The 13204-nt window shown below is 70.6% G+C and carries 14 protein-coding genes; 4 read left to right on the forward strand and 10 right to left on the reverse strand.

The window, feature by feature from the left end; genetic code table 11:
- The first annotated feature begins 152 nt into the window (after window positions 1–152).
- The 3 genes from J1G43_RS17330 (at window position 153) to J1G43_RS17340 (ending at window position 4121) form a co-directional block, all read left to right on the forward strand.
- Window positions 153–1808 (forward strand): ricin-type beta-trefoil lectin domain protein, encoded by a 1656-nt coding sequence (locus J1G43_RS17330; protein ID WP_207800633.1) that lies wholly within the window; start codon window positions 153–155, stop codon window positions 1806–1808.
- The gene (locus tag J1G43_RS17335) at window positions 1805–3619 is read left to right on the forward strand and encodes a family 43 glycosylhydrolase (RefSeq protein ID WP_207378938.1); all 1815 of its coding nucleotides are present in this window, start codon (window positions 1805–1807) and stop codon (window positions 3617–3619) included. Before J1G43_RS17330 ends, J1G43_RS17335 begins: the two co-directional genes overlap by 4 nt.
- A 124-nt stretch (window positions 3620–3743) precedes the next feature.
- Complete coding sequence (locus J1G43_RS17340) at window positions 3744–4121, forward strand: cupin domain-containing protein (RefSeq protein ID WP_249670707.1); 378 nt, start codon at window positions 3744–3746, stop codon at window positions 4119–4121.
- A 32-nt stretch (window positions 4122–4153) separates the two neighbouring features.
- Here J1G43_RS17340 and J1G43_RS17345 read toward each other — a convergent pair whose 3' ends face one another.
- The 5 genes from J1G43_RS17345 to J1G43_RS17365 all read right to left on the reverse strand — a co-directional run bounded on the left by J1G43_RS17345 (window position 4154) and on the right by J1G43_RS17365 (window position 7005).
- A complete protein-coding gene (locus tag J1G43_RS17345) occupies window positions 4154–5269 on the reverse strand; it encodes an aromatic acid exporter family protein (protein WP_207341909.1) in 1116 nt (371 codons plus the stop codon).
- 163 nt (window positions 5270–5432) lie between these two features.
- Entirely contained in the window at window positions 5433–6329 is an 897-nt protein-coding gene (locus J1G43_RS17350; protein WP_207341908.1) for a sulfurtransferase, read from the reverse strand.
- A 119-nt stretch (window positions 6330–6448) separates the two neighbouring features.
- Window positions 6449–6595 (reverse strand): hypothetical protein, encoded by a 147-nt coding sequence (locus J1G43_RS17355; RefSeq protein WP_207341907.1) that lies wholly within the window; start codon window positions 6593–6595, stop codon window positions 6449–6451.
- A 42-nt stretch (window positions 6596–6637) separates the two neighbouring features.
- Entirely contained in the window at window positions 6638–6823 is a 186-nt protein-coding gene (locus tag J1G43_RS17360) for a hypothetical protein (RefSeq protein ID WP_207341906.1), read from the reverse strand.
- A complete protein-coding gene (locus J1G43_RS17365; RefSeq protein WP_207341905.1) occupies window positions 6820–7005 on the reverse strand; it encodes a hypothetical protein in 186 nt (61 codons plus the stop codon). The genes J1G43_RS17360 and J1G43_RS17365 overlap by 4 nt, the downstream gene beginning before the upstream one ends.
- Before the next feature lie 569 nt (window positions 7006–7574).
- Here J1G43_RS17365 and J1G43_RS17370 point away from each other — a divergent pair.
- A complete protein-coding gene (locus tag J1G43_RS17370) occupies window positions 7575–8159 on the forward strand; it encodes a hypothetical protein (RefSeq protein ID WP_207371028.1) in 585 nt (194 codons plus the stop codon).
- Window positions 8160–8276: 117 nt separating this feature from the next.
- On the opposite strand, the gene nrdF is transcribed toward J1G43_RS17370, so the two are convergent.
- The 5 genes from nrdF to J1G43_RS17395 all read right to left on the reverse strand — a co-directional run bounded on the left by nrdF (window position 8277) and on the right by J1G43_RS17395 (window position 13118).
- Window positions 8277–9257, reverse strand: coding sequence for a class 1b ribonucleoside-diphosphate reductase subunit beta (gene nrdF, locus J1G43_RS17375; protein ID WP_207341903.1), 981 nt, complete (start codon window positions 9255–9257; stop codon window positions 8277–8279).
- A 45-nt stretch (window positions 9258–9302) separates the two neighbouring features.
- Window positions 9303–11450, reverse strand: coding sequence for a class 1b ribonucleoside-diphosphate reductase subunit alpha (gene nrdE / locus J1G43_RS17380; protein ID WP_207341902.1), 2148 nt, complete (start codon window positions 11448–11450; stop codon window positions 9303–9305).
- The gene (gene nrdI / locus J1G43_RS17385) at window positions 11420–11836 is read right to left on the reverse strand and encodes a class Ib ribonucleoside-diphosphate reductase assembly flavoprotein NrdI (protein WP_207341901.1); all 417 of its coding nucleotides are present in this window, start codon (window positions 11834–11836) and stop codon (window positions 11420–11422) included. Before nrdI ends, nrdE begins: the two co-directional genes overlap by 31 nt.
- A 202-nt stretch (window positions 11837–12038) precedes the next feature.
- A complete protein-coding gene (gene nrdH / locus J1G43_RS17390) occupies window positions 12039–12284 on the reverse strand; it encodes a glutaredoxin-like protein NrdH (protein WP_089800153.1) in 246 nt (81 codons plus the stop codon).
- Between the two features lie 603 nt (window positions 12285–12887).
- The gene (locus J1G43_RS17395) at window positions 12888–13118 is read right to left on the reverse strand and encodes a chemotaxis protein CheW (RefSeq protein ID WP_207341900.1); all 231 of its coding nucleotides are present in this window, start codon (window positions 13116–13118) and stop codon (window positions 12888–12890) included.
- Window positions 13119–13204 lie beyond the last annotated feature (86 nt).

The following is a 13204-nucleotide window of genomic DNA, read 5'->3' on the forward strand; positions in this document are numbered from 1 at the left end:
CGTCGGCGTCGGGACGACGCCCGGGTGACTCGGCGCCCACCCGTGACGCCCCGGTGGACACCGACGTCCGCGGGGTAGGTCCGGCCCGTCCGCGGGCCACGTCCACCGAGGAGACCTCCGTGTCACGCACCCGTCCTCGCTCCAGGCTCCGCATGCTCGCCCTCGTCCTGGCCCTGCTCGCCGCGCCTGCCGCCGCCGTCGTCGCGCCCGCCGCGCCCGCCGCCGCCGCGACGCCCACCGTCCAGGAGCCGGCTCCCCTGCCGCCGCTCGGCTGGAACAGCTGGAACACCTTCTACTGCAACATCAACGAGCAGATGATCCGCCAGGCGGCGGACGCGATGGTCAGCTCCGGCATGGCGGCCGCGGGCTACCAGTACGTCGTCGTCGACGACTGCTGGATGCAGGACACCCGCGGTCCCGACGGCAACCTGCGCCCCGACACGTCGCGCTTCCCGTCCGGCATGAAGGCGCTCGGGGACTACATCCACTCCAAGGGCCTGAAGTTCGGGCTGTACCACGCCCCGCGCGAGAAGACGTGCGACCAGTACTTCAACAATCGCCCCGGCACGTCGTCCAACGGCAACGAGACGCGCGACGCGCAGCTGTTCGCGTCGTGGGGCGTCGACTACGTCAAGCACGACTGGTGCGACCCGCGTGGGAACGTGCAGGAGCAGGCGGCCCTGTTCAAGAAGTTCGGCGACGCGCTCAAGGCCACCGGTCGGCCCATCGTCTACTCGATCAACCCCAACAGCGCGCACGACAACACGGCGCCGACGTACTCCGGCTGGGGTGCGTTCGCGGACATGTGGCGCACGTCGGAGGACCTCAAGGACGCCTGGTCGACCGGCTGCCCGCCGTCGGACCAGTGGTGCTTCGTCGGCATCACCGAGGCGCTGGACGTCATCGAGCCGATGCGGGAGTGGACGAGGCCGGGGCAGTACAACGACCCGGACATGCTCATGGTCGGCGTCCGCAACACCCTGACGCCCACGGAGAACCGCGCCCACATGAGCATGTGGGCGATGCTGTCGGCACCGCTCATCGCGGGCAACGACATCCGCAACATGAGCGCCGACGTGCGGGCGGTCCTCACCAACCGTGACGTGCTGGCCATCGACCAGGACCCGCTGGTGCGCCAGGCCGACCGGGTGCGGGACGACGGCGACGCCGAGGTCTGGGCCAAGCCCCTGGCCGACGGGTCGGCGGCGGTCGCGCTGCTCAACCGCGGCAACAGCGCCCGCAGCATCTCCGCGACGCTCGTCGAGGCCGGCCTGCCGGCGGGGACCGCGTCGTACCGCGAGCTGTGGACCGGTGCGTCGGGCCAGACGTCCGACCGGATCACCGCGACCGTCCCCGCGCACGGCGTCGCGCTCTACCGCGTCACGCCGGGCACGACGACCCCGCCGCCGACCGACCCGCCGCCGACGAGCTCGACGTCCATGCTGGTCAGCGCCGCGTCCGGCCGCTGCCTCGACGCGCCGAACGGTGCGACGACGAACGGCACCAAGCCGGTGATCTGGGACTGCCACGGCGGGGCCAACCAGCGCTGGGAGGTCAGCGGGGCCCAGCTGCGCGTGCTGGGCCGCTGCCTGGACGCCCCGACCGGGGCGGCCGCCGGCACGGCCGTGCAGCTCTACGACTGCCACGGGGGCACCAACCAGCAGTGGACGCTCGAGTCCAACGGCACCGTCCGCAACGTCGCGACGGGCCTGTGCCTGGACGTCGACCACAACCTCACCGCCAACGGCACCGGGGTCCTGCTCTGGCACTGCTCCGGGTCCGCCAACCAGGTCTGGAGCCGACGATGAGCCGGCGGTGGCGGGTCGCCGCGCTGGCGGCGGCGGCCCTGCTCGCACCCGTCGCCCTCGCCGTCCCGGCGCAGGCGGACAACCCGATCGTCCAGACGATCTACACGGCCGACCCGGCCCCGCTCGTGCACGACGGCCGGCTGTACGTCTACACGACCCACGACGAGGACGGCTCGACCTGGTTCACCATGAAGGACTGGCGGGTGTACTCGACGACCGACATGGCGAACTGGACCGACCACGGCTCCCCCATGAGCCTGGCGACGTTCTCGTGGGCGCAGTCCGACGCCTGGGCCGGTCAGGTCGTCGAACGGGACGGGCGGTTCTACTTCTACGTCCCGGTCGTCAAGCGCGGCGGCGGCAACGCCATCGGCGTCGGGGTGTCCGACAGCCCCACCGGGCCGTTCCGCGACGCGATCGGCCGACCCCTGGTCGACAACGCCGAGATCGACCCGAGCGTGATGATCGACGACGACGGGCAGGCGTACCTCTACTACGGCAACCCGAACCTCTGGGTCGTGCGGCTCAACCGCGACATGGTGTCGCTCGCCGGCAGCCCCGCCCGGATCCCGCTCACCACCGCGGGCTTCGGCACCCGCCCCGGCAACGTCGCGCAGCGGCCCACCCTCTACGAGGAGGGCCCGTGGGTCTACCAGCGCAACGGCACGTACTACAACGTGTTCGCGGCGGCGTGCTGCAGCGAGTTCATCGGCTACTCGACGGCACCCGGGCCGACCGGCCCGTGGACGTACCGCGGCGTGGTCATGCCCACGCAGGGCGGCAGCTTCACCAACCACCCGGGCGTCGTCGACTACCGGGGCAGGTCGTACTTCTTCTACCACAACGGTGCACTGCCGGGCGGGGGCGGGTTCACGCGCTCGGTCGCCGTCGAGCAGTTCACCTACGGCGCCGACGGGTCCATCCCCCAGATGAGCATGACGGCCACCGGGCCACCGCAGATCGAACCCCTCGACCCGTACGTCACGCAGCAGGCCGAGACGATCGCGTGGGCCGGCGGCCTGGAGACCGAGCCGGCATCCGAGGGCGGCATGAACGTGGGGTGGATCGAGAACGGCGACTGGCTGCGGGTGAAGGGCGTCGCGTTCGGCACGGGCGCGGCCACGTTCACCGCGCGGGTCGCGTCGGCGGGCAGCGGCGGTCGGATCGAGGTGCGCCTCGACAGCGCGTCCGGCCCGGTGGTCGGCACCTGCACGGTGCCCGGCACCGGCGGCTGGCAGACGTGGACGACCGTCAGCTGCCCCGTCAGCGGCGCGACCGGCACCCGGGACCTGGTCCTGCGGTTCACCGGCGGCAGCGGCAGCCTGTTCAACGTCACCAGCTGGCAGTTCACGCGCGGCGTGGGCGGCGACCCGACGCCGACGCCGACGCCGCCGTCCGGGGACGTCCGGATCACCAACCGCGCCAGCGGCAAGGTCATGGACGTCCAGGCCCCCAACCGCGACGACCTCGCGGTGGTCGGGCAGTGGACGAGCAACGGCCAGCCCTGGCAGCGCTGGCAGGTGGTCGACGCCGGCGGCGGCTACGTCACCGTGCGCAGCGTCCACAGCGGCAAGTGCCTCGACGTCAGCGGTGCGTCAGGTGCCGACGGCGCCCGGCTCATCCAGTACACCTGCCACGGCGGCACCAACCAGCAGTTCTCGTGGCGCTCGGGCGACGGCTACGAGCAGCTGGTGACCCGCAACAGCGGGAAGTGCGTGGGCGTGGTCGACGGCTCGACGGCCGACGGCGCCGCGCTCGAGCAGCGCACGTGCACGTCGGCGGGCACGTTCCAGTGGAGCCGCGCGGCCTGACGCCACGGCGCGACGACGTCGGCGGCTCCGGGACGGTCCCGGGACCGCCGACGTCGCGCTGGAGCGATGTCGGCGCGCGGTCGTACGGTGGCACCGAGCGGCACGACGCAGGGAGGCGGTCACCGTGGTCGGACAGGACGAGCCCGCGATCCCCGGTGTGGTCCCCGCCGACCGGCTGCGCATGGCGGGCAGCCGGACCCTGCGGTTCGAGGGTGCGCAGCACGGCTCCGGCGTCAGCTTCTTCCTCGTCACGAACGCCCCCGGGCAGGGGCCGGTCCTGCACCGCCACCCGTACTCCGAGACGTGGTCCGTCCTCGACGGGGAGGCGACGATCCGGATCGGGGAGCACGACGTCGTCGCTCGCACCGGCGACACCGCCGTCGTGCCGCCCGACACGTGGCACCGCTTCACCAACACCGGCGACGGCGACCTGCGGATGATCTGCATCCACGCGTCGCCGGTGATGATCCAGGAGAACGCTGCCGAGGATCCGCCGCGCTGACGGGACCGCTGTGTCCGGTGCCCTCCGACCTCTCAGCGGTCCGTGCGGTCGTCCTCGAGCTCCAGCGCCTCGGCGGGGCTCGTCGAGAGCTGGATGCGGTCCCACGGTGTGAGCGCGGACAGCGACCGCCGCAGGGTCGTCACGACGGCCGAGACGACGAGCGTGACGGCGTCCGACCCGCCGCGCTCGCCGTAGCGGTGCAGCGCGGAGACGAGCGTGGCGGTCGCGCGGTCGGCCGACCGGCGGCGCCCGGGCTCCACGTCGTGGGTCGCGGCCTCGGCCGTCGTGGCGGCCAGCTCGCGCAGGGCGTCTGCGGTGGGTGTGCGCAGCTCCTCGGGGAGGTGCGCCACGCTCAGGCCCCAGGGCTGGTCCTCGACCGTCGCCTGGAGGTCGTCGACGAGCAGCGCGGCACGCTGCAGGGCACGGAAGTACTCGGTCCGCCGGGCGACGTCGTCGGACCGGCGCCGCGCCCTGCGGTTCCCGCGTGCCGCCTGCCGCAGCTCGTCGACCTCCGTCCGCGCGCGGTTGAGCGGCCCGCTCAGCTCGTCGCGGTCCGGGAGCTCGACGTCGTCGTCGGCACGCGGGTCGATGGCCGCGGCGAGCGAGCGCAGGTGCTCGACGCACGCCTCGCGCAGGGCGTCCAGCGCGCGGTCGGTCCGCTCCAGCGGCAGCGCCGGGCGCACTGTGCTGACGACCACCGTGCACGCGGCCCCCAGCAGGAACAGCCCGGCGTACGCCGCGGTGTAGCCGATCTCCTCCCCCTGCCCGACGAGCAGCACGAACATCCCGGCGACCGGCACGTACGAGCGCGCGTCACCGAACCACGGCACGCCGGCGAGCAGCATCCCGAGCCCCACGACCAGCGCGATCGCGGCGACGCCGGGGCCGAGCACCACGTCGGCCAGCACCCCGACGGCCCCGCCCAGCAGGATCGCGGCGACCGTCCGCACGGTCTCCGCCACGGACCGGACGACCGCTGAGTACGTCGTCGCGACCGCGCCGAAGGGCGCGTAGAACGCGTAGTCCTGCGCGCCCGGGACCTGCCGCGCCAGCACCCACGCGACGGTCGCCGCCACCGCCGCCTTCAGCGCCAGCTCCACGCGCGGGTGGCGCAGGAGCCGACGCGCGGTCCCACGGTCTGTGCGCATCCGTCCAGTCGAACCCGGGGTGCGGGCACCGGCAAGGTGGCCGGGAGCAGGGTGTGCGTCCCGGTACGGCCGGACGACGACCGGCCGGGGGGGCACGACGGCGTGACGGGTTGTTGCCGAACTCGGCAACAACCCGTCACGACCTACCGCCGGCGGTGCCGCGTCAGCCGACGTCGACCGGGCGCCCCTGCTCCGCCGTCCACTCGGAGAGCGAGCCGTCGTAGACCGCGACGTCGACGCCGGCCGCGACGTAGGCCGCGAACGCGGGGACGGTCGCCGCGATCCCGCCGCCGCAGTACGTGACGGCGCCCTGGGCGTCGAGCAGGCCGCCGTCCTGCAGGAGGCCGCGCAACTCGGCGGGCGGCAGGAAGCGGCCGGTCGCCGGGTCCAGGAACGTGAACAGCGGCAGGTTGATGCTGCCGGGGATGCGGCCGCGGCGCGGGTACGGGCTGACCTCCTGCTCGCCGCGGAACGTCGCGGGGTCGAGCGCGTTGACCAGCAACCCGGCTGCCGACCCGGTGGAGATCTGCTCGACCTGCGGCAAGGTCGCCAGCAGCTCGGGCCGGACGCGCGGGGTCAGCCGGCCCGGGGTGGCACGGGCGGCCGCGTCGTCCTCGGCCCCGCTCGCGAGGGGCAGCCCGGCCGCCCGCCAGGCGCCGAGCCCACCGTCGAGCACCGACACGTGGTCGTGGCCCAGCCAGCGCAGCAGCCACCACACGCGCGTCGCCCACGCGGAGCCGACGTTGTCGTACACGACGACGTGGGTGTCGTCACCGATGCCGAGCGCACCGAGGGCGGCGGCCAGCGCGTCCGGGGCGGGGAGGGTGAAGAGCTGCGGAGCGCCGGTGTCCGAGAGCTCGTTCGTCACGTCGACGAACGCGGCGCCGGGCACGTGCGCATCGAGGTACGCGGCGCGCAGCGGCTGCGCCGTGTACGGCTCGCCCTCACCGTGCGTGGCCAGCGCCGTCGAGGCGTCGAGCACGACGAGGGGCACGGTGCCCGCCGCCGTGGTGGCGTGCAGCTCCTCGGGGCTGACGAGGGCGGGAAGGGCAGAGGTCATGAGGCTCTCCTCGCTGGGGCCGGTGTCCACCGACGCTACGCGGCCCGTGGCACTCCGAGCCGATCAACGATGCCCCGGGCTGCCCACACCACCGTGCGAGCGTCCCGCGCGCCGGGCCGTCAGTGGGCGACGGCATGCGCCGACAACCAGTCGGCGACGGCGTCGAGCGTCAGGTGGTCGTCACCTCCAACGGCGCGGATGAACCCGTCGCCGTCGTGCGGGTCGACGACGAGGGAGTACCCGTTGACCTCGTAGAACGACGCCACCAGGAGCCACGAGAGCCGCTTGTTGCCGTCGTGGAGCGGATGCTACCGGTTGATCGCGTCGAGCAGGGCCGCTGCCTTCGCGTGGATCCCGACGTACGCCTCGACGCCCCGGACGACCTGCGAGGGGCGCGCGAGAGCCGACGCGAGCGAGCCGGCGTCACCGATGTGGAGGCCGGACCGGTCGCAGATCAGCTTCGCCGTGTCGAGGGTCGGGTACCAGACACTCACCGGGACAGCAGGTCGAGCAGGGTGGCGTCGCGCTCGGCGACCTTGGAGACCGCGTCGGCGTAGGCGTCCTCGACGACGGTCTGCTCGGCCAGCCGGCGGATCGCGAGGATCGCCGTGTCGTTCATGGACCGGTTCTCGCGCTCCGCGAGACGCCGCAGCAGCGCGCTGTCCTCGTCGCTCATGCGCAACGACATCGTCGAGATGCCGACCTCCCTGGTATCACTGTGCCACCGGCGTACGCCCGGCCCGGGTCGGCGCGACGGGGCGAGCAACTCCATCAGGTGATCGCGCTGCACTTCGACAGCCTGCCGCCGCGGAGTCACCGACGTACCGCTGACGCCCCCCGAGCCTCCGCCACGGGTGCCGGGGGCCTTTCGCACCACCCGGGCACGCATCTCCTGATCGCTCCGTTCCGGCAGAATGGGTGAAGACTCACCAACAGCGACCTTTCTGGGTTTCGCCGGGACGGGTGAGGCGTTGGTAAATTATCGCGCCATGTCCACGCACCACCTGAATGTGCCAGCCGCCAGGAGCGTGCGATTTATCGCACGATCTGCAAGCATAACCTGATTGAGCCCGCGGGACGAGACCGCTGATTTTGTTCCGTGCAAATAGCGACGCTATATTCCCGCGCATGCGCACTACTCACACCCTCGTCGCCCTCAGCTGCGCACTCCTGCTCGCAGGCTGCGGAGGCGGCGACACCGTTACCGATGAGGCGGTCGCGACCGCACCTCCCACGTCCGAGCAAGTGAAGGATCGCAGTCCGGCCGCGCAGGAGGAGAAGGCCGACCACGCCGAGATCCTCGAGGCCGGGTTCGGGCAGGACGGCGACTACACGTGGGTGACCTCGCTCGTCTCCAACACCGGGCACGTCGGGGAGTTCGCGACCGTCGTGTTCAACCTCTTCGACGAGACGGACACCCTGATCGCGACGGAGGAGCAGGTCGAGATCTTCACGAGTGCCGAGGGCGTCACCGCCATCGGGACCCAGACAGACACGACCGGCAAGACCGTCGCCCGCGTCGAGGCCACCCTCGAGGTCAGCGACTACGGTTCCTCCGCCGAACCCGCCGAGCCCGTCGCACCCGTCGACGGTCAGCAGACCGCTGAGGGGGACTGGACGTTCACCCTCGTCAACGGCACTGCCGAGGACTGGTCCGACCTGCGGGTGGGGATCATCTGCCGCAGCGCGGAGGGGACGATCGTCGGGGGCGGCGGGGACTTCCCGTCGCTCGTGCCGGCCGGTGGCCAGTACCTCATCGACGGGTGGGTCATGGCTGCGTCGCCCGCCTCGTGCACCGCGTACCCGCAGCTGCCGAGCCCCGAGTCCTGACAGACGACGGGACGAGGTCCCCGCTGCCCCACCGGCGGCTGATCGCCCTCGTCCCCCGACGCGCCGCGGCCCCCGTGACCAGCAGGTCACGGGGGCCGCGGCGCCGTTCAGCGGGACTCAGAAGTCCCAGTCGTCGTCCTCGGTGTTGACGGCCTTGCCGATGACGTACGAGGAGCCCGACCCGGAGAAGAAGTCGTGGTTCTCGTCGGCGTTGGGGCTCAGCGCCGACAGGATCGCCGGGTTGACGTCGGTCTCGTCGCGCGGGAACAGCGCCTCGTAGCCCAGGTTCATCAGGGCCTTGTTGGCGTTGTAGCGCAGGAACTTCTTGACGTCCTCGGTCAGGCCGAGCTCGTCGTAGAGGTCCTGGGTGTACTCCACCTCGTTGTCGTACAGCTCGAAGAGCAGGTTGAACGTGTAGTCCTTGAGCTCCGCACGCTCGGCCGGCGACACCAGCTCGAGGCCCTTCTGGTACTTGTAGCCGATGTAGTACCCGTGCACGGCCTCGTCGCGGATGATGAGGCGGATCAGGTCGGCCGTGTTGGTGAGCTTGGCGCGCGACGCCCAGTACATGGGCGCGTAGAAGCCCGAGTAGAAGAGGAACGACTCGAGCATGGTCGAGGCGACCTTGCGCTTGAGCGGCTCGTCACCCCGGTAGTAGTTGAGGACGATCTCGGCCTTGCGCTGCAGGTTCGGGTTCTCCTCCGACCAGCGGAACGCCTCGTCGATCTCCTTGGTGGAGATCAGCGTGGAGAAGATCGAGGAGTACGACTTGGCGTGCACCGACTCCATGAACGCGATGTTCGTGTAGACGGCCTCCTCGTGCGGGGTCAGCGCGTCGGGGATGAGGCTGACCGCGCCGACCGTGCCCTGGATGGTGTCCAGCAGCGTCAGACCGGTGAAGACGCGGGTCGTCATCGTCTTCTCGGCCTCGGTGAGGGTCGCCCAGGACTGGATGTCGTTGGAGACCGGCACCTTCTCCGGCAGCCAGAAGTTGCCGACGAGGCGGTCCCAGACCTCCGCGTCCTTCTCGTCCTGCAGCCGGTTCCAGTTGATCGCCGACACGCGGTCGACCAGCTTCAGCTTGCCCGTGCTCATCATGTGTTCTTCCTCAGTCTCGTCGAAGGCGTCGTCGCAGGTGGGGCGTCAGAGCATGCAGCTGACGCAGCCCTCGACCTCGGTGCCCTCGAGCGCCATCTGCCGCAGGCGGATGTAGTAGATCGTCTTGATGCCCTTCCTCCACGCGTAGATCTGCGCCTTGTTCAGGTCGCGCGTGGTGGCGGTGTCCTTGAAGAAGAGCGTGAGCGACAGGCCCTGGTCGACGTGCTGCGTCGCCTCGGCGTACGTGTCGATGACCTTCTCGTAGCCGATCTCGTACGCGTCCTGGTAGTACTCGAGGTTGTCGTTCGTCATGAAGGGCGCCGGGTAGTAGACGCGCCCGATCTTGCCCTCCTTGCGGATCTCGATCTTCGACGCGATCGGGTGGATCGAGCTCGTCGAGTGGTTGATGTAGGAGATCGAGCCGGTCGGCGGCACCGCCTGCAGGTTCTGGTTGTACAGGCCGTGCTCGGCGACGAGCGCGGCCAGCAGACGCCAGTCGTCCTGCGTGGGGATGCGCACGCCTGCGGTGTCGAAGAGCTCCTGGACGCGCGCGGTCCGCGGCTTCCACTCCTTCTCGATGTACTTGGTGAAGTACTCACCGGTCGCGTACGTCGACTTCTCGAAGCCGTAGAACGACGCCTTGCGCTCCTGCGCGAGCAGGTTCGACGCGCGGATCGCGTGGTACGCCACGGTGTAGAAGTAGATGTTCGTGAAGTCCAGGCCCTCGTCGGAGCCGTAGAAGATGCGCTCGCGCGCCAGGTACCCGTGCAGGTTCATCTGGCCCAGGCCGATGGCGTGCCCGCCGGCGTTCGCCTTCTTGATCGACGGCACCGACTCGATGCTCGTCTGGTCCGAGACGGCGGTCAGGGCGCGGATCGCGGTCTCGACGGTCCTGCCCAGGTCCGGGGAGTCCATCGACAGCGCGATGTTCATCGAGCCCAGGTTGCAGGAGATGTCACGGCCGACCTCGGCGTACGACAGGTCCTCGTTGTACGTCGACGGCGTCGAGACCTGCAGGATCTCCGAGCACAGGTTCGAGTGCGTGATCTTGCCCTCGATCGGGTTGGCCCGGTTCACCGTGTCCTCGAACATGACGTACGGGTACCCGGACTCGAACTGGATCTCGGCGAGCGTCTGGAAGAACTCGCGCGCGTTGATCTTGGTCTTGCGGATCCGCCCGTCGTCGACCATCTCGTAGTACTTCTCCGAGACGTTCACGTCGGCGAACGGCACACCGTAGACGCGCTCGACGTCGTACGGGGAGAACAGGTACATCGGCTCGTTCTTCTTCGCCAGCTCGAACGTGATGTCCGGGATGACGACGCCGAGCGAGAGCGTCTTGATGCGGATCTTCTCGTCCGCGTTCTCGCGCTTGGTGTCGAGGAAGCGGTAGATGTCCGGGTGGTGCGCGTGCAGGTACACCGCGCCGGCGCCCTGGCGCGCACCGAGCTGGTTGGCGTACGAGAACGAGTCCTCGAGCAGCTTCATCACGGGGATGACGCCGGAGCTCTGGTTCTCGATGTGCTTGATCGGCGCGCCGTGCTCACGGATGTTCGACAGCAGCAGGGCCACGCCGCCGCCGCGCTTCGACAGCTGCAGGGCGGAGTTGATGCCGCGCGCGATGGACTCCATGTTGTCCTCGATGCGCAGCAGGAAGCAGGAGACGGGCTCGCCGCGCTGCGCCTTGCCGAGGTTGAGGAACGTCGGCGTAGCCGGCTGGAAGCGCCCGGACACGATCTCGTCGACCAGGTTCATGGCGAACTGCTGGTCGCCCTCGGCCAGCGCGAGCGCGACCATGCAGACGCGGTCCTCGAAGCGCTCGAGGTACCGCTTGCCGTCGAACGTCTTGAGCGTGTACGAGGTGTAGTACTTGAACGCGCCGAGGAACGTCTGGAAACGGAACTTCTTCGAGTACGCGTGCTGGAAGAGCGACTTGACGAACGCGCGGTCGTACTGCGCGAGCACGGCCGGGTCGTAGTACTTGTTCTCGACCAGGTAGTCGAGCTTCTCGTCCAGGTCGTGGAAGAAGACCGTGTTCTGGTTGACGTGCTGCAGGAAGAACTCGCGCGCGGCCTGCCGGTCGGCGTCGAACTGGATCTTCCCGTCCGCGTCGTACAGGTTGAGCATCGCGTTGAGGGCGTGGTAGTCCAGCCCCGTCAGCTCTACGCGGGTATCTGCGACTGTCGCTGCCAAAATCTTCCCAATCCTTCGCGGACGCGTGTGACGTCCTCGGTTGTTCCCATGAGCTCGAAGGCGTACAGGTACGGCACGTGGCACTTGGCCGCCACGATGTCGCCGGCGATGCAGTACGCCTCACCGAAGTTCGTGTTGCCGGCCGCGATGACGCCGCGGATCAGCGCACGGTTGTCCTCGTCGTTGAGGAACTTGACGACCTGCCGCGGGACCGCGCCGCCCTCGTTGCCGCCCCCGTAGGTCGGCACGACGAGGACGTACGGCTCCGTGACGCGCAGGAACCCGTCGGTCGGGCGCAGCGGGATCCGCTGCGCCGGGATGCCGAGCTTCTGCACGAAGCGGTGCGTGTTGTCCGACGCGGACGAGAAGTACACGAGCTCGGTCACCGCTCGCCTCCCTCTCCGCGTCCTGTGCTGCTGCCGTGCGGCGGACCCGGGCATGCCGAGGCCCGCTGCGCGTGCCGGGTGCAGCCCGGCCGGCGCACGAGGCGCCGGCCGGACCGTTCTCGAGTGCCCGCCGGGCCGACGCGGCGCTAGCCGTGCGTCGGCCCGGGGCGTGCGGGGCGACAGGCCGCGAGGCCCGCCGCGTTCAGGCGACCTGCGTCGCCAGCTTGTCCGCGAGAGCCTTGATGCGGTCCGGGCGGTAGCCCGACCAGTTCTCGCCGCCGGCGACGACGACGGGCGCCTGGAGGTGGCCGAGCGACATGACGTAGTCGCGCGCGTCGGCGTCCTCCGAGATGTCGACGACCGTGTACTCGTGGCCGAGCTTGTCGAGGGCGCGGTACGTGGCCGTGCACTGCACGCAGGCCGGCTTGCTGTACACCGTGATGGTCATGTGTGCTCCCCCGAGCTCGTGGTCCGTGTGGTTCTCGCCGTGGCGGCCGCGTCACCCGGGGGTCGGGGTCCGCGTGCTCCTGTCAGCCTCCGGGCCTCCCTGCGAGGGGTGGTCCGTCGTGCTGCCGAGGGGCCTGCATGACACCGGTGTGGTTCGGGGCGAGCCGTCTGGCTAGACACTACACCTGGGGTCTGACATCGCAAGCACCCACTAAGTGTTGTGTTACGGCCGTGTCATTCTTCACCCTGTGAGGCCAGTGGCGCACCGCCTGTGGACGCCGCGCGAGCCCGCTGACGTGCGACGACGCGCGTCAGCAGCGCGACACGCCGGGACGACCCACAGCGGCGTGCACAGGCGCGGGCACGTCGTCCCCACCACCGTCCACAGGCGGCTTCGGGGGCGTTGTCCGCTATGCCGGGATGCCACGGGCGCACAGTTGCGTGCGACACCCTGCTGGGCGGCCGTCCGCGACGCGGCGGACCGTCCGCTCTGCGGGCTACCTGCCCGTGCGGACGGCCGCCGCGGCGCGTGCACGTGGCCGCGCACGGGGTACGGCCCGCACCGGGAGGGCGTCCTTGCACGCCCGGCACGGTGTCGGGGGCGTCAGAACGACGCGAGAGCCTGCCCGATCACGGCCAGCACGGCGAGGCTGCCGACCGTCCAGGCGAGCACGGACCCCAGCAGGTAGGCGACGTAGCGCGCGCGCTGCCGCGCCGAGCCCTCGAAGTACGGCGCCGGTGCCCAGCGCACGGTCTCCACCACGTGGCGCACGCGGGTGCGCAGCGGGAGCGGGCGGGCAGCCGTCACAGGACGGTTCCAGGTGACAGCGGACACGGCGACACGCTCCTGTAGGTGCGAGGACAGCGAAGTGCCGGGGTCTCCGGCCCTTCGATGGTCCCAGCGGGGCACCGCCAGGACGC

The sequence above is a fragment of the Cellulomonas sp. zg-ZUI22 genome, from assembly GCF_017353535.1.
Taxonomy (GTDB): Bacteria; Actinomycetota; Actinomycetes; order Actinomycetales; family Cellulomonadaceae; genus Cellulomonas; species Cellulomonas wangleii.

Bases quoted from the DNA above. Each gene is read 5' to 3' on its own strand.
- J1G43_RS17330 (WP_207800633.1), top strand. From the start codon at position 153: ATGCTCGCCCTCGTCCTGGCCCTGCTCGCCGCGCCTGCCGCCGCCGTC.
- J1G43_RS17335 (WP_207378938.1), top strand. From the start codon at position 1,805: ATGAGCCGGCGGTGGCGGGTCGCCGCGCTGGCGGCGGCGGCCCTGCTC.
- J1G43_RS17345 (WP_207341909.1), bottom strand. From the start codon at position 5,269: ATGCGCACAGACCGTGGGACCGCGCGTCGGCTCCTGCGCCACCCGCGC.
- J1G43_RS17350 (WP_207341908.1), bottom strand. From the start codon at position 6,329: ATGACCTCTGCCCTTCCCGCCCTCGTCAGCCCCGAGGAGCTGCACGCC.
- J1G43_RS17365 (WP_207341905.1), bottom strand. From the start codon at position 7,005: ATGAGCGACGAGGACAGCGCGCTGCTGCGGCGTCTCGCGGAGCGCGAG.
- nrdF (WP_207341903.1), bottom strand. From the start codon at position 9,257: ATGATGAGCACGGGCAAGCTGAAGCTGGTCGACCGCGTGTCGGCGATC.
- nrdH (WP_089800153.1), bottom strand. From the start codon at position 12,284: ATGACCATCACGGTGTACAGCAAGCCGGCCTGCGTGCAGTGCACGGCC.